This window comes from Nocardioides pini, assembly GCF_026712185.1.
GTDB lineage: Bacteria > Actinomycetota > Actinomycetes > Propionibacteriales > Nocardioidaceae > Nocardioides > Nocardioides pini.
In genome coordinates this window covers 740,931-758,759 of sequence record NZ_JAPPUX010000001.1, presented here as the reverse complement: position 1 = coordinate 758,759, position 17,829 = coordinate 740,931, and the positions used below count along the sequence as shown (strand labels likewise).

The 17,829-nt window shown below is 73.1% G+C and carries 16 protein-coding genes; 10 read left to right on the top strand and 6 right to left on the bottom strand.

Going from position 1 to position 17,829, the window contains the following annotated elements; all coding sequences use genetic code 11:
• Positions 1–22: 22 nt before the first annotated feature.
• The 7 genes from NYO98_RS03600 to NYO98_RS03570 all read left to right on the top strand — a co-directional run bounded on the left by NYO98_RS03600 (position 23) and on the right by NYO98_RS03570 (position 10,532).
• The gene (locus tag NYO98_RS03600) at positions 23–1,051 is read left to right on the top strand and encodes an iron ABC transporter substrate-binding protein (RefSeq protein ID WP_268110157.1); all 1,029 of its coding nucleotides are present in this window, start codon (positions 23–25) and stop codon (positions 1,049–1,051) included.
• Positions 1,052–1,092: 41 nt separating this feature from the next.
• Complete coding sequence (locus NYO98_RS03595; RefSeq protein WP_268110156.1) at positions 1,093–2,607, top strand: ABC transporter permease; 1,515 nt, start codon at positions 1,093–1,095, stop codon at positions 2,605–2,607.
• The gene (locus NYO98_RS03590) at positions 2,604–3,656 is read left to right on the top strand and encodes an ABC transporter ATP-binding protein (RefSeq protein ID WP_268110155.1); all 1,053 of its coding nucleotides are present in this window, start codon (positions 2,604–2,606) and stop codon (positions 3,654–3,656) included. Before NYO98_RS03595 ends, NYO98_RS03590 begins: the two co-directional genes overlap by 4 nt.
• Entirely contained in the window at positions 3,653–6,262 is a 2,610-nt protein-coding gene (locus NYO98_RS03585) for an AMP-binding protein (RefSeq protein ID WP_268110154.1), read from the top strand. Before NYO98_RS03590 ends, NYO98_RS03585 begins: the two co-directional genes overlap by 4 nt.
• A gap of 66 nt (positions 6,263–6,328) precedes the next feature.
• On the top strand, positions 6,329–8,113 hold the full coding sequence (locus NYO98_RS03580) for an acetyl/propionyl/methylcrotonyl-CoA carboxylase subunit alpha (RefSeq protein WP_268110153.1): 1,785 nt from the start codon (positions 6,329–6,331) through the stop codon (positions 8,111–8,113).
• A 98-nt stretch (positions 8,114–8,211) separates the two neighbouring features.
• Positions 8,212–8,844 carry a TetR/AcrR family transcriptional regulator gene (locus tag NYO98_RS03575; protein WP_268110152.1) on the top strand — a complete coding sequence of 211 codons (633 nt, stop codon included), beginning with the start codon at positions 8,212–8,214 and terminating at the stop codon, positions 8,842–8,844.
• Positions 8,841–10,532, top strand: coding sequence for an FAD-binding dehydrogenase (locus NYO98_RS03570; protein ID WP_268110151.1), 1,692 nt, complete (start codon positions 8,841–8,843; stop codon positions 10,530–10,532). The genes NYO98_RS03575 and NYO98_RS03570 overlap by 4 nt, the downstream gene beginning before the upstream one ends.
• A gap of 6 nt (positions 10,533–10,538) precedes the next feature.
• Here NYO98_RS03570 and NYO98_RS03565 read toward each other — a convergent pair whose 3' ends face one another.
• Positions 10,539–11,162 carry a CG0192-related protein gene (locus tag NYO98_RS03565; RefSeq protein WP_268110150.1) on the bottom strand — a complete coding sequence of 208 codons (624 nt, stop codon included), beginning with the start codon at positions 11,160–11,162 and terminating at the stop codon, positions 10,539–10,541.
• A 9-nt stretch (positions 11,163–11,171) separates the two neighbouring features.
• The gene (locus tag NYO98_RS03560; RefSeq protein WP_268110149.1) at positions 11,172–12,149 is read right to left on the bottom strand and encodes an IS481 family transposase; all 978 of its coding nucleotides are present in this window, start codon (positions 12,147–12,149) and stop codon (positions 11,172–11,174) included.
• Between the two features lie 252 nt (positions 12,150–12,401).
• Here NYO98_RS03560 and NYO98_RS03555 point away from each other — a divergent pair, with 252 nt between their 5' ends.
• Positions 12,402–12,899 carry a DUF6326 family protein gene (locus NYO98_RS03555; protein WP_268110148.1) on the top strand — a complete coding sequence of 166 codons (498 nt, stop codon included), beginning with the start codon at positions 12,402–12,404 and terminating at the stop codon, positions 12,897–12,899.
• Here the strand turns inward: NYO98_RS03555 and NYO98_RS03550 are convergent.
• Complete coding sequence (locus tag NYO98_RS03550) at positions 12,806–13,102, bottom strand: winged helix-turn-helix transcriptional regulator (RefSeq protein ID WP_268110147.1); 297 nt, start codon at positions 13,100–13,102, stop codon at positions 12,806–12,808. The two genes, NYO98_RS03555 and NYO98_RS03550, sit on opposite strands and share 94 nt — an antisense overlap.
• Entirely contained in the window at positions 13,099–13,503 is a 405-nt protein-coding gene (locus tag NYO98_RS03545; protein ID WP_268110146.1) for a VOC family protein, read from the bottom strand. Before NYO98_RS03545 ends, NYO98_RS03550 begins: the two co-directional genes overlap by 4 nt.
• A gap of 155 nt (positions 13,504–13,658) precedes the next feature.
• Here NYO98_RS03545 and NYO98_RS03540 point away from each other — a divergent pair, with 155 nt between their 5' ends.
• The gene (locus tag NYO98_RS03540) at positions 13,659–14,429 is read left to right on the top strand and encodes an Ig-like domain-containing protein (protein ID WP_268110145.1); all 771 of its coding nucleotides are present in this window, start codon (positions 13,659–13,661) and stop codon (positions 14,427–14,429) included.
• Positions 14,430–14,516: 87 nt separating this feature from the next.
• Here NYO98_RS03540 and NYO98_RS03535 read toward each other — a convergent pair whose 3' ends face one another.
• Entirely contained in the window at positions 14,517–15,929 is a 1,413-nt protein-coding gene (locus NYO98_RS03535; protein ID WP_268110144.1) for an ATP-binding protein, read from the bottom strand.
• A 35-nt stretch (positions 15,930–15,964) separates the two neighbouring features.
• On the bottom strand, positions 15,965–16,687 hold the full coding sequence (locus tag NYO98_RS03530; protein WP_268110143.1) for a TetR/AcrR family transcriptional regulator: 723 nt from the start codon (positions 16,685–16,687) through the stop codon (positions 15,965–15,967).
• Positions 16,688–16,811: 124 nt separating this feature from the next.
• On the opposite strand from NYO98_RS03530, the gene NYO98_RS03525 reads away from it, so the two are divergent.
• A complete protein-coding gene (locus NYO98_RS03525; protein ID WP_268110142.1) occupies positions 16,812–17,765 on the top strand; it encodes an NAD-dependent epimerase/dehydratase family protein in 954 nt (317 codons plus the stop codon).
• The last annotated feature ends 64 nt before the right edge of the window (positions 17,766–17,829 follow it).

Genomic DNA, 17,829 nt, shown 5'->3' with positions numbered 1-17,829 from the left:
AAGCAAAGTAAGGATGCCCCCCGTGACGACTTCCCCGCGACGTGCGACCGCGCGCGCCAGTGTGGCCCTGGCCGCGACCCTCCTGACCGCCTCCACCCTGTCGGGGTGCGGCGTCTTCGGGTCGCCCGACCTCGTCGTCTACAACGCCCAGCACGAGGAGCTGCTCGACGAGATCGTGCCGCTCTTCGAGGAGGAGTCCGGCCTCGACGTCGAGCTGCGCAGCGGCAAGGACCTCGAGATGGCCAACCAGATCGTCGAGGAGGGCGAGGACTCGCCCGCCGACGTGTTCCTCACCGAGAACTCGCCCGCGATGAGCATCGTCGACAACGCCGGCCTGTTCGCCGAGCTGCCTGAGGCCGCCACCGCCTCGATCCCCGACGAGTACGTCCCGGCCGACCGCAGGTGGACCGGCTTCCTGGCCCGCTCCACGGTCGCGATGTACAACACCGACACGATGACCGAGGCCGACATGCCCGCCTCGATCCTCGACTTCGCCGACCCCGAGTGGAAGGGCCGCGTGGCCTTCTCCCCCACCGGCGCCGACTTCCAGGCGATCGTCTCGGCCGTCCTCGAGCTCGAGGGCGAGCAGGCGACGGCCGACTGGCTCGACGGCCTCAAGGACAACGGGGTGATCGTGCAGAACAACCTCGTCGTCATGCAGTCCGTGGACTCGGGCGAGGTCGACGCCGGCATCGCTTACCACTACTACTGGTACCGCGACCGCCAGGAGAACGGCAGCGACTCCGACAGCTCGGCCCTGCACTTCTTCGGCGACCAGGACCCGGGCGCGTTCCTCAGCATCTCCGGCGCCGGCATCCTCGCCAGCAGCGAGCACCAGGACGCCGCCGAGGAGTTCGTCACCTGGCTGACCAGCACCGACGCCCAGCAGGCCATGGCGGAGTCGTACGCCTTGGAATACCCGCTCAATCCCGACGCGAGCCTCGACCCCGCGGTCAAGCCGTTCGACGAGCTGGAGCCGCCCACGGTCGACGTGGCCAACCTCAACGGCCCGAAGGTGACGGAGCTGATGACCGAGGCGGGCCTCCTCTGACCGCGCACGCCGCCCGGACCGGGCGCCGTGCTCCGCGGCCGTTGCTGGTCGCGGGGGCGGCGGTCGCGCTCCTGGCGCTGGTGCCGCTGGTCTACGTGGCGACGTACGTCGTCATCATCGGCCCCGCCGACCTGTGGCAGCTGCTCGCGCGCCCGCGCATCGCCGAGCTGCTGCGCAACACCGTCACCCTGGCGATCGCGTGCATGGCCGCCACCGCCGCGCTCGGCGTCTCGCTCGGGCTCCTCGTCGAGCGGACCGACCTGCCGGGGCGGCGGCTGTGGCACGGGTTGCTCGTCGCGCCGCTCGCGGTCCCCGCGTTCGTCAACGGCTACGCCTGGGTCTCGCTCGACCGCAGCGTCCACGGGTTCACCGGCGCCTTCACGGTCGTCACGCTGTCTTACTACCCGCTGGTCTACCTCCCGGTCGTCGCGATGCTCCGCCGCCTCGACCCGGCGCTGGAGGAGTCGGCGTGGTCGCTCGGCCACTCCCGCGCTCGCACCTTCCGCACCGTCGTGCTCCCACAATTGCGCCCCGCGCTGCTCGGCGGCGCGCTGCTGGTGGGGCTGCACCTGCTGGCCGAGTTCGGCGCACTCTCGCTGCTCCGCTTCCCGACCTTCACCACCGCCATCTACGACCAGTACGGCTCGACCTTCAACGGCGCCGCGGCCACCGCGATGGCCGTCGTCCTGGTCCTGCTCTGCCTGGTGCTGCTGCTCGCCGAGCTGCGCCTGCGCGGCGACCGGAGGTACGCCCGGCTCGGCCGGGGCGCCGCCCGCGGCGCCGTACCCCTCGCGCTCGGCCGGTGGCGCTGGCCGCTCGTCGGCGTCGTCGGTGCCGTGGTGGTCCTCGCGCTCGGCATCCCCGCCTTCTCGCTGCTGCGCTGGCTGGTCGTCGGCACGTCGACCGAGTTCCCGGTGGCCGAGCTGGCCGAGGCGCTCGTCGCGACGATCGCGCTCGCGCTCGCCGGCGCGGTCGCCACGACGCTCGCCGCGATCCCCGTGGTCTGGCTGGCCGTGCGCCACCGCGGCTGGGCGAGCACCGTGATCGAGCGCAGCACCTACGTCGCCAACGCGCTGCCCGGCATCGTCGTCGGCCTGGCCCTCGTCGTGGCCTCGCTGCGCCTCGTGCCGGCGATCTACCAGACCGCCGCCCTCCTCGTGGCGGCGTACGTCATCCTCTTCCTGCCGCGGGCCGTGGTCACGGTCCGCGCGGGCCTGGAGCAGGCACCCACCGTGCTCGACGACGTCGCGCACAGCCTCGGCACCGGTCCGCTCGCGACCGCGCGCCGGGTGACGCTGCCGCTCATCGCACCCAGCCTCGGGGCGGGCGCCGCCCTGGTCTTCCTCGCGATCTCCACCGAGCTCACGGCCACCCTCATGCTCTCCCCCATCGGCACCCACACGCTGGCGACCGAGTTCTGGTCGGCCTCCTCCGAGCTCCGCTACGGCGCGGCCGCCCCCTACGCGCTGCTGCTCGTGCTCGTCTCGATCCCCGCCACGGTGCTGCTGATGCGCTCCGACAGCCCTGCCACCACGACCGAGAGGGTTCCGGTATGAGCTCGCTCACCATCACCGGCGTCACGAAGTCCTTCGGCTCCACCCGCGCGGTCGACGACGTGACGCTCCACGTGCCGCACGGCTCGTTCACGACCGTGCTCGGCCCGTCGGGCTGCGGCAAGACGACCCTGCTGCGCCTGATCGCCGGCTTCCTCGTGCCCGAGGCCGGCACCATCGCCTTCGGCAGCACCGTCGTCGCCGGGGACGGCGTGCGCTCCATGCCGCCCCAGACGCGCCGCGTGGGCTACGTCCCGCAGGAGGGCGCGCTGTTCCCCCACCTCGACGTCGCCGCCAACATCGCGTTCGGTCTCCCGCGCGAGGCCCGCGGGGCGCAGGAGGGTCGCGACCGGGTGGCCGAGATGCTCGACCTCGTCGAGCTGCCCGCCGACTTCCGCCACCGTCGTCCCGACGAGCTGTCGGGCGGCCAGCAGCAGCGCGTCGCGCTGGCCCGGTCGCTCGCGCCGCAGCCTGCCGTCGTGCTGCTGGACGAGCCGTTCTCCTCCCTCGACGCGAGCCTGCGCGGCAGCACGTCGCGGGCCGTACGACGTGCGCTCGAGGCGACGAACACCACCGCCCTGCTGGTCACCCACGACCAGAACGAGGCGCTCTCGCTCGCCGACCAGGTCGCCGTGATGCGGGCCGGCCGGCTGGTGCAGTCGGCCCCGCCCAGCGAGGTCTACCTCTCCCCCACCGACCCGCAGGTCGCCGAGTTCGTCGGCCGCGCCGTCGTGCTGCCCGGCACCGCCACCGATGCCCGCGCGACGTGCGCGCTGGGCGAGGTCGTGCTGACCGAGCCGACGACCGGACCGGTCGCCCTGATGATCCGCCCCGAGCAGGTGTACGTCGACCTCGCGCACGAGGAGGGCGTGCGCGGCACGGTCGAGGAGGTCAGCTACTACGGACACGACTGCGCCGTGCAGGTCAGCCTCGACGACGGCACCTCGGTCCTCGCGCGGATGGCCGGCGTGCGCCACCCCGTCGCCGGGGACACCGTCCACCTGCGCGTCACCGGCCTGGTCCGGGCCTACCACCCGGCGGGCTCGCCGTGACGCTCACCTCGGCCCAGCCCGCGGTCAGGGTCGCGCCGGGCGTCGGACCGGTCCTCGACCACGCCCGCTTCGGCGCCGCGCCCGCCGTGCTCGCGGGCGACGAGGTCCTCTCCCACGCCGACCTGGCCAGGAGGGTCGCCGACCGCGCGGCCACCTGGGGTCCCGCCCGCCGGCTCGTGCTCGTCGAGGGCGCCAACGACCTCGACTCGCTCGTCGCCTACCTCGCCGCCCTCCAGCACGGCCACGTCGCCCTCGTCGTCCCCGACGGCCGCCCGGCCCAGCGCGACGCGACCCTCGCGGCCTACGACCCGGACGTGGTCTGCACGGCCGGCGCCCGCGACGACGTACGCCGCCCGACGAGTGCCCACGACCTCCACCCCGACCTCGCGCTCCTGCTGAGCACGTCGGGCACGACCGGCTCGCCCAAGCTCGTGCGGCTCTCCCGCGACAACGTCGCCAGCAACGCCGCCGCCATCGCCGACTACCTCGCGCTCACGCCCGCCGACCGCGCGGTCACCACGTTGCCGCTGCACTACTGCTACGGCCTGTCCGTGCTGCACTCCCACCTGGCGGTCGGCGCGAGCGTCGTGCTGACCGACCTGAGCGTCGTCGACGCGTGCTTCTGGGACCTGTTCGAGCGCGCCGGGGTGACGGGCCTCGCCGGCGTGCCGCACACGTTCGACCTGCTCGCCGCGAGCGGGTTCGAGGACCGCGACCTGCCGACGCTGCGGACGGTCACCCAGGCGGGCGGCCGGCTCGCCCCCGACGACGTCCGCCGCTGGAGCCGCTCCGGTCGCCGCCGTGGGTGGGACCTGGTGGTGATGTACGGCGCCACCGAGGCGACCGCCCGGATGGCGTGGCTGCCGCCGGACCTCGCCGAGGACCACCCGGACTCGATCGGCGTCGCGATCCCCGGCGGGCACCTGCGCCTCGACGAGTCCGTCGACGACCGTCCCGGCGTCGGCGAGCTCGTCTACACCGGCCCCAACGTGATGCTCGGCTATGCCGAGGAGCCGGCCGACCTGGCCCTCCCGCGGGTGACGACCGAGCTCCGCACCGGCGACCTCGCGCGCGAGCGCGACGGCCTCTTCGCCGTGGTGGGGCGCCGCAACCGCTGGGGCAAGGTCTTCGGCCTGCGCATCGACCTCGACGCCGTCGAGGCCGGCCTGCGCGCCGACGTCGACCGCCACGCCCGGGTCGTGGCCACCGGCCGCGCCGTCCACGCCTTCGTCACGAGCGGACGCCGCAGCGCCGCGGCGCGCGCGCTCGTCGCCGACCGCTGCGGCGTACCCGCCCACGCGGTGCGGGTCAGCGTCGTGCCGCAGGTGCCGCTGACCGGCAGCGGCAAGCCCGACTACGCCGCCCTCGGCGAGCTCGCCACGCAGGTCGAGCAGGAGCCGGGCACGACCGCCGCACCCGAGCGCCGCGCCCGCACCGTCCGCGCCGACGTCGTCCGCGTGCTCGCCCGTCCCGACGCCACCGACGCCGACTCGTTCGTCTCGCTCGGCGGCGACTCGCTGTCCTACGTCGAGCTCGCGACCCGGCTCGCCGACCACTTCCCCCGGGGTCTTCCCACCGGGTGGCACGTGCGCAGCATCGGCGACCTCCAGCGCCTCGCGGCGGACGCCGCCGCCCCGCCGGACCCCGACGCGCCGGCCATCGCGGGAGGGACCACCGCCCCACGCACGGACCGCCCGCGGCGGCGCACGACGTACCTCGACACGTCGGTCGCGCTTCGGGCGCTCGCGATCGTCTTCATCGTCGCCAGCCACGTGGACCTCGTCGCCCTCGAGGGCGGCGCACACCTGCTGCTCGCGCTCGCCGGCTTCAACTTCGCGCGCTTCCAGCTCTCCGCCCCCGGCGGAGCCCGCACCCGGCTGCGGCACGGCCTCGCCGGCCTGGCCCAGCTCGTCGTGCCGGCGGTGCTGTGGGTCGGCGGCGTCGCGCTCGTGCTCGGCAGCTACGACCTCACCACCGTGCTCTTCGTCCGCGAGGTGGTCAACGGCTCGGAGTGGGACGACCAGTGGCAGCTGTGGTTCCTCGAGTCGCTCGTGTGGCTGACCGCCGCCGCCCTCGCCCTGACCACGCTGCCGGTGCTGCACCGGCTCGAGCGTCGTACGCCGTTCCGCTTCGCGCTCGGCGTGCTGGCCGTCGCGACGGTGGCGCGCGTCGCCGAGGTCGGCCTCCGCGCCGGCCCCACCGAGCGCTACACCACGCTCGTCGTGGCGTTCTTCTTCGCGCTGGGCTGGGCGGGCGCACGCGCCGCGACCACGCGGCAGCGCCTCGTCGTCTCCGGACTGGCCCTGCTGCTGGTCGTGGGCTTCTTCGGCGAGGTGCACCGCGAGGTCATCGTCGTCGGCGGCTTCCTGCTCCTGCTGTGGCGCCCGCACGTGCCGGTCAGCCCGTTGCTCGCCCGGGTCGCCGGGGTGCTGGCCACGGCGAGCCTGTTCATCTACCTCACGCACTGGCAGGTCTACCCACCCCTCGAGGACGCCGGCCACCAGTGGCTCGCGCTTGTGGCATCGATCACAGTGGGCGTCGCCTACGCGTACGTCGTACGACCCGTGCACCAAACAGTCGGTCGCGCCGTGCTCGGGTCGCGGTAGCCTGCCGAGCGGTACGCCCCCCGGCGGCCCGTCGCCCCCAGCCATGTCACCGCCAGGAGTAGTCGCGTGAGTTTGAAGAAGGTCCTCATCGCCAACCGCGGCGAGATCGCCGTCCGCGTCATCCGCGCCTGCAAGGACGCCGGCATCGGGTCGGTCGCGGTGTACGCCGACCCGGACCGCGACGCGCTCTTCGTCCGCCTCGCCGACGAGGCCCACTCGCTCGGCGGCGCCACCCCGGCCGAGTCGTACCTCGACATCGCCAAGATCATCGCGATCGCCGAGAAGTCCGGCGCCGACTCGATCCACCCCGGCTACGGCTTCCTCGCCGAGAACGCCGACTTCGCCCAGGCCGTCATCGACGCCGGGCTGATCTGGATCGGCCCCCCGCCCGCCGCGATCGAGGCCCTCGGCGACAAGGCCAAGGCCAAGCACATCGCCGACAAGGCCAAGGCGCCGCTCGCGCCCGGCACCAAGGACCCGGTGGCTGACGCCGACGAGGTGGTGGAGTTCGCCAGGGCCAACGGCCTGCCGGTCGCGATCAAGGCCGTCTTCGGCGGCGGCGGTCGCGGCCTCAAGGTCGCCCGCACGCTCGAGGAGATCCCCGACGCCTACGACTCCGCGGTCCGCGAGGCCGTCACCGCCTTCGGTCGCGGCGAGTGCCTCGTCGAGAAGTTCCTCGACAAGCCGCGCCACGTCGAGACCCAGTGCCTGGCCGACCAGCACGGCAACGTCGTGGTCGTCTCCACCCGCGACTGCTCGCTCCAGCGCCGCAACCAGAAGCTCGTCGAGGAGGCGCCCGCGCCGTTCCTCAGCCAGGAGCAGCTCGACGAGCTCTACGAGTCGTCCAAGCGCATCCTCAAGGAGGCCGGCTACTACGGCGCCGGCACGTGCGAGTTCCTCGTCGCGCAGGACGGCACCATCTCCTTCCTCGAGGTCAACACCCGACTCCAGGTCGAGCACTGCGTCTCCGAGGAGGTGACCGGCATCGACCTCGTCCGCGAGATGTTCCGCATCGCCGCCGGTGAGGAGCTCGGCTACGGCGACCCGGAGATCCGCGGCCACTCCATCGAGTACCGCATCAACGCCGAGGACGGCGGCCGCAACTTCATGCCCGCGCCCGGCACCCTCACCCGCTGGCACCCGCCGGCCGGCCCCGGCGTGCGCCTCGACGGCGGCTACGACCAGGGCGAGACCATCCCCGGCTCCTTCGACTCCCTCATCGCCAAGCTCATCGTCACCGGCCGCGACCGCACGCAGGCCCTCGAGCGCTCCCGCCGCGCCCTCGACGAGTTCGTCGTCGACGGCATGCCCACCGTCATCCCGTTCCACCGCGCGGTCGTCTCCGACCCGGCCTACGTCGGCTCCTCCACGCCCTCCGGCGAGGGCGAGTTCACCATCTACACGCAGTGGATCGAGACCGAGTTCGACAACCAGATCCAGCCGTACGCCGGCGAGGCGGGCGAGGCGGACGAGCAGGGCGAGCGGCAGACGGTCACCGTCGAGGTCGGCGGTCGGAGGCTCGAGGTCGTGCTGCCCGCCGGGCTCGGCGGGCTCGCCACGGGTGGCGCCGGCAGCGGCGCAGGAGGCGCGAAGAAGGCCAAGCGGTCGGCCAAGAAGGCCGGCGCCGCCGCCTCCGGTGACGCCGTCACCTCCCCCATGCAGGGCACGATCGTCAAGGTCGTCGTCAGCGACGGCCAGGAGGTCGCCGAGGGCGACACGATCGTCGTCATGGAGGCGATGAAGATGGAGCAGCCCCTCAAGGCACACCGGTCCGGCACCGTCACCGGGCTCCAGGCCGAGATCGGCGCCACTGTCACCAACGGTGCCGTGATCTGCGAGATCAAGGACTGAGCCTCCGGTTCGGCGGCTCGAGAAGGTGGCTCACGCACCGCTCGTGTGTGATCGAGGTTAGATAGCAAGTACTCACTTTCTATGTCACACTGGCGGACGTGACCGCCAGCCCCGTCCAGCGCCGCACTCAGGCGCAGCGTCGCGAGGGCACCATCGGCGCGCTGCTCGAGGCGACGGTGGCGTGCCTGACCGAGCGGGGGTACGCCGCCACCTCGACCGCCGCGGTCTGCGCGGAGGCGGGCGTGAGCCAGGGCGCGCTCTTCCGCCACTTCCCGACCCGGCAGGCGCTGCTGGTCGCGACCGCGGAGCACGTGGCGACGCGCAACGTCGCGGCGTTCCGGCTCACGACCGAGGGCGCGGCCGTCGACACCGTCGACGAGGTGGCGGACGTCCTGGCCCACCTGCGCGCGGCGGTGCTCTCCCCCACCAACCAGACCTGGCGCGAGCTCCTCGTCGCCGCTCGCGCCGACGCCGACCTGCGCGCGGCCCTGCTGCCGGCGCGCGAGCTGCTGCAGGCCCAGATGCTCGACGTGGCCGCCGACCTGTGGGGCGAGCGCCTCTCCGCCGACGACCTCCCGGCCGTCCTCAGCCTCGTCGTCAACATGCTCGACGGGCTCGCCTTCTCCGCCCTCGACCCCGACCCCGCGGCCGCTCCCGGCCGCACCGTCGAGCGGGCCCTGCGCCTGCTCGCCGAGCTGATCGTCCACCGCTATCCCGAGGAATCGCCATGAGCACCGACTTCACCCCCGACGTCATCGTGGTCGGCGCCGGCCTCGCCGGGCTCGTCGCGACCCACGAGCTGGCCCTGGCCGGCAGGCGCGTGCTCGTGCTCGACCAGGAGAACCGCCACAACCTCGGCGGGCAGGCGTGGTGGTCGCTCGGCGGCCTGCTGTTCGTCGACAGCCCGGAGCAGCGCCGGATGGGCATCAGCGACTCCCCCGAGCTGGCCTGGCAGGACTGGCAGGGCTCGGCGCAGTTCGACCGCCTCGGCGACGGCACCGACGGCCCGGGGCGCGGCGAGGACCACTGGCCGCAGCAGTGGGCGAGAGCGTACGTCGACTTCGCCCACCGCGAGAAGCGCGACTACCTGCGCGCCCTCGGCCTCCGCTCGCTCCCGTTCGTCGGGTGGGCCGAGCGCGGCGACGGGCGGGCGACCGGCCACGGCAACTCGGTGCCGCGCTTCCACCTGACGTGGGGCACGGGCCCGGAGGTCGTGCGGGTCTTCGCCGAGCCGGTGGAGCGTGCCGAGGCCGAGGGGCTCGTACGCCTCGCGTTCCGCCACCGCGTCGACGAGCTGGTGGTCGAGGACGGCGCGGTCGTGGGCGTGCGCGGTACCGTGCTGGCCGACGACGACGCCGCCCGCGGGGTGCGCTCCAGCCGCGACGCCGCGGGCGAGTTCGAGCACCGTGCGCCGGCCGTCGTCGTCACCTCAGGCGGCATCGGCCACAACCACGAGCTGATGCGGCGCCACTGGCCCACCGAGCGCGTGGGCGCCGCGCCCGAGCACCTCATCTCCGGCGTGCCTGCCCACGTCGACGGGCGGATGCAGGGCATCGCCGAGACCGCGGGCGCCACGATGGTCAACCGGGACCGGATGTGGGCCTACGTCGAGGGCATCCACAACTGGGACCCCGTGTGGCCCGACCACGCCATCCGGATCCTGCCCGGCCCGTCGTCGATGTGGTTCGACGCCACCGGCCGGCGGCTCGAGGGCATGTCCGGCGTCCCCGGCGCCGACTCGATCGGTGCGATGAAGCAGATCCTCGCCACCGGCCACGACTACTCGTGGTTCGTCCTGACCCAGTCGATCATCGAGAAGGAGTTCGCGCTCTCCGGTTCGGAGCAGAACCCCGACATCACGGGCAAGGACCTCAAGGTCCTCGCGCAGAGCCGGCTCGCGAAGGGTGCGCCGGGCCCGGTCGAGGCGTTCAAGGAGCACGGCGTCGACTTCGTCGTGGCCGACACCCTCGCCGAGCTCGTGGCCGGCATGAACGAGCTCGCCCGCGGACCGGAGCTCGACGTCGACGACCTCGAGCGGCAGATCGTCGCGCGCGACCGGGAGGTCGACAACGCCTTCTCCAAGGACATCCAGGTGATGGCGATCCACAACGCCCGTCGCAGCCGCACCGACCGGCTGATCCGCGTCGCCAAGCCGCACAAGGTCCTCGACCCCGCCCACGGTCCGTTGATCGCCGTCCGCCTCAACATCCTCTCGCGCAAGACGCTCGGCGGGCTCGAGACCGACCTCGACGGCCAGTGCGTGGCGGCCGACGGCACCCGGGTGCCGGGCCTGTACGCGGCGGGCGAGGTCGCCGGCTTCGGCGGCGGCGGCGTGCACGGCTACAACGCGCTCGAGGGCACCTTCCTGGGCGGCTGCATCTTCTCGGGCCGCGCCGTCGGGCGGGCGCTCGCGCGCTGAGGGCCGTCAGCGCCGACGCAGCACGGCCAGCACGGTCGTCTCGTCGCTGTCGCCCACGCTCCCGCTGAGGTGCGGGCCGTCGCCCAGCGGGGCACCGACGACGCGGGCGACGGCGATCTCGACCTCACCGGCGGAGACCAGCGTGACCGGCCCCTCGTCGGAGACCCGGTCGATGCTCGCGACCCGAGGGGCGGTGGCGTCGCCGCTGCCGCGGACCTGCATCCGGGGAGGTACGTCGACGCGCCGGCCGTCCTGCTCGATGAACATCTGCGCCTGGCGGCCGCCTGTCGAGATCGTCTCGACCAGGGTGGCCGCCCAGACCGGGTCGCCGCACCCGTCGTACACCCAGCGCCGCCCGAGCACCGAGTGGTCCGTGGTGCCGACGAGGTGGGCCTCCGCGCCGTCGAGCGGGGCGGAACGGTAGGTGAGCGGCGTCTGGAGGACCGTGCCGTCGTCGGCGCGCCAGAGGATCGTCTCCACGCCGACCTCGCCCTCGGGGTCGTCGAAGCGGTACTCCGCGACCTTGCCGGCGACCTCCCGCCCCTCGGCCCACGACCGGCTCGGGAGCCACGCCTCGACGAGCTCCTGCTTGGTGGGCGACAGCGTGGCCGTGGGGTGGACGATTCCCATGCCGGGAGCCTAGGTGTACTGACCGCACAGGTTAGGTACGAGGTCGGCTGGTGACTTGCCGCCGAGCGCGGTGTGACCGCGGTGGTGATTGTAGGTGTGGAGCCACTCGCTGAAGAGGTCTGCTCGCTCGGTCTCGGAGGCGTAGGGACGGGCGTAAGCCCATTCCTCGAGGGCGGTGCGGTTGAAGCGTTCGACCTTGCCGTTGGTCTGGGGGCGGTAAGGCCGGGTGCGTTTGTGCGTGATGTTCTCGCCGAGACTCTCGGCGAAGAGCTTGGACTGGTAGCAGGCGCCGTTGTCGGTCAGGACTCGCTGGACGGTGATCCCGACCGACTCGAAGTAGGCGTTGGCGCGGGTCCAGAACCCGGCGGCGGACTCCTTGCGCTCGTCGTCGAGGAGCTCGCTGTAGGCCAGGCGGGTGCAGTCGTCGACCGCGTTGTGGATGAACCAGTAGCCGTGCTTGATGCCGCGCCGGTTCTTCTTACCCTTGGTGCGGCCGTGGACGCGCCACCCGCCGCCGTCGGGGATCCGGCCCAGCTTCTTGATGTCGACATGGACCATGTCGCCGGGCTGGTCCCATTCGTAGCGCCGCACCTGGCGCCTGCTCGAGCGAAGTCGGACGCCGGTCGCCGGATCGGTCCAGGCCAGCGGTGGGCAGCCGTAGCGGCGCAGGATCTTGTGCACGGTCGAGGGCTGCATGCCGAGCCGGTAGGCGATCCGTGCCGGCCCCCAGCGACGCGTGACCCGCATGCCAATCACCCGACGCTCTACCCGAGTAGGCGTGCGGCGCGGTGAGGTCATGAGCCGTGAGGACCGGTCGACCATCCCCGCGACGCCGTGGGAGCGGTAGCGGTCAGCCCACCGCTTCGCGGTCGTGACAGAGCAGTTCCACCGCTCGGCCGCGCGTCGCAAGGGCCACTTCTTCTCCACGACGAGCTTGGCCAGGCGTAGACGTCCGGCCGGGGTGAGTTGGGCGTTAGCGTGTGACACGAAGACCTCCGGAGTTCGTGAGCGAGTGAATGCTTGGTCGCTTCACACCTCACCCGGAGGTCTTCGTCCATCGTCCAGCAGGCACGCCGTACCTAACGTCCGTGGCCAGTACACCTAGGCCCTGTCGTACCGGCCGAACGGCCGAGGAGGACCGTGCCATCGGCCGGGTGGGTCGGGCCTCCGGGCCGAGGTGCCCGCCGCGGGGACGGGCGATCGTGGAAGCACCCAACCCACCCGACGACGGAGCCCACGATGACGACACACCCACCCACCCCGACCGCTACCTTCGAGGACCAGCCGGTGCCCGTGCGGACCAAGCTCGCCGCGACGTGGACGAGCTTCATGTTCCTGTACGCCTACGTGGACATCCTCAACTTCTACACGCCCGGCGTCGTCCAGGACATCCTCGACGGCAAGGTCTTCGCGTTCGACCTCTCCCAGACCTTCTCGACGTCGGCGCTGGCCCTCGTGTCCGTCCCGGCCCTCATGATCGCGCTGTCGGTGGTGCTGCCGGCGCGGGCCAACCGCCTCACGAACCTGGTCGTGGCCTCGCTCTACGTCCCCGTCACCGTGTTCAACCTCGTCGGGGACTCGTGGGTGGTCTTCTACGGCCTTGGCGTCGCCCTCGAGCTGGTGCTCCTCGCCCTGGTCGTGCGCTACGCCTGGACCTGGCCCCGCACCGCACCGCCCCAGCGACCGAGGGCGACGATCGCCTCGCGCAGCGCGAGCCCGCGGTCGGTGAGCGCGTAGGCCCGGGTGTTGTGCCGCAGGGGCAGGCGGTACAGCACACCGGCCGCCTCGAGCTCGCGCAGGCGCGTGGCCAGGATGTTGGTGGGCGCGCCGAGGTCGCGCTGCAGGTCGCCGTAGCGCTGCGGCCCCTCGAGCAGCCGTTCCACGACGAGCAGGGCCCACCGCGCCCCGATGACCTCCAGGGCCGCGGCCAGGTCGCTCACGCGGTCGGTTCGGCGTCCGGCTTCATCCAGAACGGCGAGTAGTGGTAGCCGTCGGGGTCGTCGAACTGGCGCTGGTACATGAACGGGTAGTCGTCGGTGTCGCCGATCCGCCCGCCGGCGGCGCCGGCGCGCTCGACGAGCTCGTCGACCGCCTCCCGGCTCGCGAGGTCGAACGAGACCGTGACCTTCGACGGGGTGTCGGGGCCGCCCACCAGCTCCTCGGCGCCACCGACGCTCGCGTACATGTCGCGGCTGCCGAGCATGACGTACTGGTCCGGGGCGATGGCGAAGCACGACACGTTGTGGTCGGACATCTCGGCGTTGAGGCTCCACCCGAGGGCGGTGTAGAAGGCGGTCGCGCGCTCGACGCTCTCGACCGGGCAGGTGATGAACAGGCTCATGCCTCGACACTTGCAAAATGCAAGTACGCCGTCAAGACCCTGCGGCGCTGCGTTCCCGCGGCATGTCGTCGACTTTCCGGCCGTCGGACCGTCGCACGCCGTAGGGTGCGCTCTCGTCCATGCGCCATCCTCAGCCGCACCTCCCGGGAGCCCCAGTGCCTCGTCGCGTCCTGCGCCTTGCCGTCCTCACGACCGCGTCGGCGGCCGTCGCCACGACGTTGGGCCTCGCAGCCGCCGTGCCCGCGATGGCCGACGACAGCCCGGCTCCCGTCACCGTCGACGACGTCGTCACCGTCGAGGCGCGCAGCACGGACTTCGGGGGCGTGAGCGTCATCGACGTCCTCGCCAACGACAGCGCCGCGGAGGGCGAGGTGCTCGAGATCTGCCGGGTGCAGGCGCCCGAGCGCGGGCTGTCGGTGGCCGAGGCCGAGCCGGACGGCAGCTTCACCATCGACATCCCCGACGCCTCCTTCACCTCCGGCGTCAGCGGAGGGACGCTCGAGGAGGGAGCCCGCGAGCACCTCGCGGTCCTGTCCTGGGCCAACCGTCCTGGCACCTACCGGTTCACCTACTGGGCGTGCGACACCGAGCACCTCACCCCGGCCACGGTCACGGTCACGGTCACGAGGACCCCGGAGGTCACCGTGCGCAAGACCGACCACCCGGGCCGGCTCCGGTTCACGAACCCCCGGACGAGCCCCGCGGTCGTGTTCTACGGCGGGCTCGACGAGGAGCGACCGGACGGCCGCGTCCGGTTGGCCCCCGGCACCCGCACGACGCAGCGCGTGGAGCGCCGCGCCATCCGCTGGGTCGCGCTCTCGCCGCGAACCGGCGAGATCCTCGGCGATGGCGTCGTCCGTGGCATCCGGCTGCCCGGGCTGGGAGCAGGAGCGCCACGGCCGCGGACGACATCGAGCCCCGGCTGACCCACCGCGTGCTCCGCGCCTGGCGCCGCGGTTGATCCTCGCCCGCAGGGCTGCGGGGCATGGTCGACGTCGCCCGGCCCCGGGACGTCAGTCCGCTCCCGCCCCGTCGCCCGAGCCGAGCAGGGCACGGGTCAGGGCGGCCGCGTCGGACTGGAGCTCGGCCGTGGCGGCCGCGAGGTCGTCGTCGCCGGGCTCGCGGCCGTCCATGGCGGCGAGCAGCACGGCCCGCCGGACCAGCTCCTTGGCGTACGACGCCGTGGTGCCGGTGGACTCGCGTGCCGCCCGGGCCACCGCGGGTGGGCTGAACCCGACGTGGGCGCCGTACAGCTCGATGAGCGCCCGGCGTGCCGCCTCGTGCGGGAGCGGGATCTCCACAGCCAGGTCGACGCGTCCCGGTCGCTGCGCGAGGGCCTTCTCCAACGCCTCGGCACGGTTGGTGGTGAGGAGGAAGACCACGTCCGCGTCCGGGTCGAGCCCGTCCATCGCGTCGAGCAGCGTGAAGAGCAGCGGAGAGCCACCGCCGTAGTTGAGGTCGCGGTCCTCGGCGATCAGGTCGCAGTCCTCGATCACGACGATGGCCGGCTGGTGGGCCCGGGCGATCTGGGCAGCCGCACCCACGTGCGCCATCTCCGTGCCGCTGAGCAGCACGACGGTCGCCTGCGAGGTCGCTCCGACCAGGTGGCGCACCGTGTGGGTCTTGCCCGTGCCGGGCGGGCCGTAGAGCAGCACGCCGCGCTTGAGGTGCTGGCCCTTGCCGCGCAGCTGGTCGCGGTGCTCGGCGAGGCCGACGACGTGGGCCCGCACCTGCTGCAGCGTGCCCTCCGGCAGGACGACGTGGTCGGGCGGGAGGTCCGGCCGAGGGTGGAAGACGAGGCCGGACATGGACCGCTCGTAGGGGTTGCCGCTGAAGCTGATCACCTGCCGCCAGAGGACGCTGCGGCGCATGGCCTCCTCCCGGAGCTCGGCGAGCATCGCCGCGGCGTCGTCCGTGCGCCGCGCGAGCACCTCGAGGCGGGACTCCGAGCCGTACTGCGGGTTGCCGACGCGTTGCAGGACCACGAGCGGCGACCCGTCGTGGTGGAAGAGGTGCAGGCCGAACGCGACGGTGGCCCGCTCGCTGTCCGGCCCGGTCGGCACGTTGAGCCGGTCGACCTGCCCGCTGCTGAAGCGGCCCCACTCGGCCTGGGACATCAGGTCGCCCAGCGAGCTGTGGTGGCGCTGGTCGCCACCTCCCACCCCGAGCAGCCGGGACCCGGGGTCACGGGCGGCGATCGCCTCGAGGGCGATGTCGGTGTCGGCCCAGCGGTGCACGGAGATGCGCTCCACCACGACCGGGAGCTCGTCGGCCCGGACGCCGAGGTGCTCGTCCAGGATCGGCATGAGGTCCTCGCCCCGCCGCTTGGCGGCCGGCTCGTCGTGCACCAGCTGTCGCACGAGCCGCGTGAGCGCCTCGCGCAGCTCGTGGTCCTGACCGTCCTGTCCGTTCTCCCCCGTGGCCATGGTCCGAACCTAGTGGCTGCGGCCCCGCTCGGGGCTCAGCCGAGGCCGACCGTCTCGACCAGCGCGTCGAGGTGCTGCTCGAACAGGTCGGCGGGGTCGGTGAAGGTCGCCGAGCCGTACTGCCCGAAGACCTCCCACGTCACGCACCCGAAGAGCGCGGCCCAGGCGAACAGGCCGCGCGCCACCAGTCGCTCCGGTACGGCGAGGCCCATCTGCCGGCGGATCCGGGCCAGGTCGCGGGACAGCCGGCGCGGGGACACCGCGCCCTCGTCGGCCGTGATCGCACCGGCCTGCCACGCGTCCTCCCAGACCTCGACGAGGCGTACGACGACGCGGGTGCCCGGCCCCGTGGTCTGCTCGGCGGGCGCCTCGTAGCCCGGCACGGGGCTGCCGAAGAGCAGGGCGTACGTCGCCGGCTCGGCCAGGCCCCACGCGCGCACGGCCCGGCCGATCGCGCGCATCCGGCCCGGGTGGTCGGCGCGGTCCACGTCGGTCAGCGCCGCGTCGACGGCGTCCCCGAGCTCGTCGTAGCCGTCGACGACGAGCAGGGTCAGCAGCTCGTCGCGGCTCGCGACGTAGCGGTAGACGGCCGACGACACCAGGCCGAGGTCGCGCGCCACGGCACGCAGCGACAGGGCCGCCGCCCCGTCGGTCGCCAGGTGCTCGCGGCCGATCCGCACGATGTCGCGCATCGTCTGCTGCCGGGCGCGGGCGCGGGGCGAGAGGTTCGCGGAGGGCTCGGCAGCGGTGTCGACCATGCCCTCATCAAACCACATCAGGGAGCAGTAGTAGCAGATGTGAGCACTGCTCTTGCTTTCTGCCGGGCGGCGAGTCATGATGGTCGAAACGAGAGCACCGCTCTCTCAAACGTCAGGAGCATCCATGTCCGTCCACGTCGTCACCGGAGCCGGCCCCGTCGGCTCGACCGTCGCCCAGCAGCTCGCCGAGGCGGGAGAGCAGGTCCGCCTGCTGACCCGCTCGGGCAGCGGCCCGGTGCACCCCCTCGTCGACCGCCGTCGCGTCGACGTCTCCCGGCCCGACGAGCTGGCCGAGGCCGTCGAGGGCGCGGTCGCCGTCCACCACTGCATCCACGGGTCGGCGTACGACGCCCGCGTGTGGCGCGCCGAGCTCCCCCGGGCCGAGCGGGCCGTCCTCGAGGCGGCCGGTCGCGTCGGGGCGGTCGTGGTCTTCCCCGAGAGCCTCTACTCCTACGGCGAGGTCGACGGCACCATCACCGAGTCGATGCCGCGCACCGCCACCACCGGCAAGCTCGGCGTCCGCACCGAGCTGCTGGCCCAGCGCGACGCCTCTCCCACTCCGACCGTCAGCGTGGCGGCCTCCGACTTCTACGGCCCGCTGGTGCGCAACGCCCATGCCGGCGAGCGGATGGTGCCGACCGTCCTCGCCGGCCGCACGATGCGGGTGCTCGGCAGTCCCGACCAGCCGCACTCGTTCACCTACGTCCCCGACCTGGCCGCCGCGATGGTCACGGCCGCGAGCCGCGAGGACCTCTGGAACTCCTTCCTCCACGCCCCCACCGCGCCCCCGGTCACCCAGCGACAGCTCGTCGCGATGGTCGCCGAGGCGGGTGGCGTACCGGCCCCCAAGGTGTCCTCCATCCCGGTGTCCGTGGTCGGCGCGGCCGGCCTGGTCTCGCGGCTGATGAAGGAGATGGCCGAGACCGGCTACATGTTCGCGAGGCCGTTCGTCCTGGACTCCTCCGCGAGCGAGGAGCGGCTGGGGCTCGCACCCACCCCGCTGGCCGACGGCCTCGCCCGGACCGTCGCGTGGTGGCGCGCCGAGGAGCGACGCCAGGACGCCGGCCGGGCGGCCTGACCCAGGAGGACCCCGCCCGGGGTACGGACGGGTAACCCAGGTCACACCCGTCACTCGATAGCGT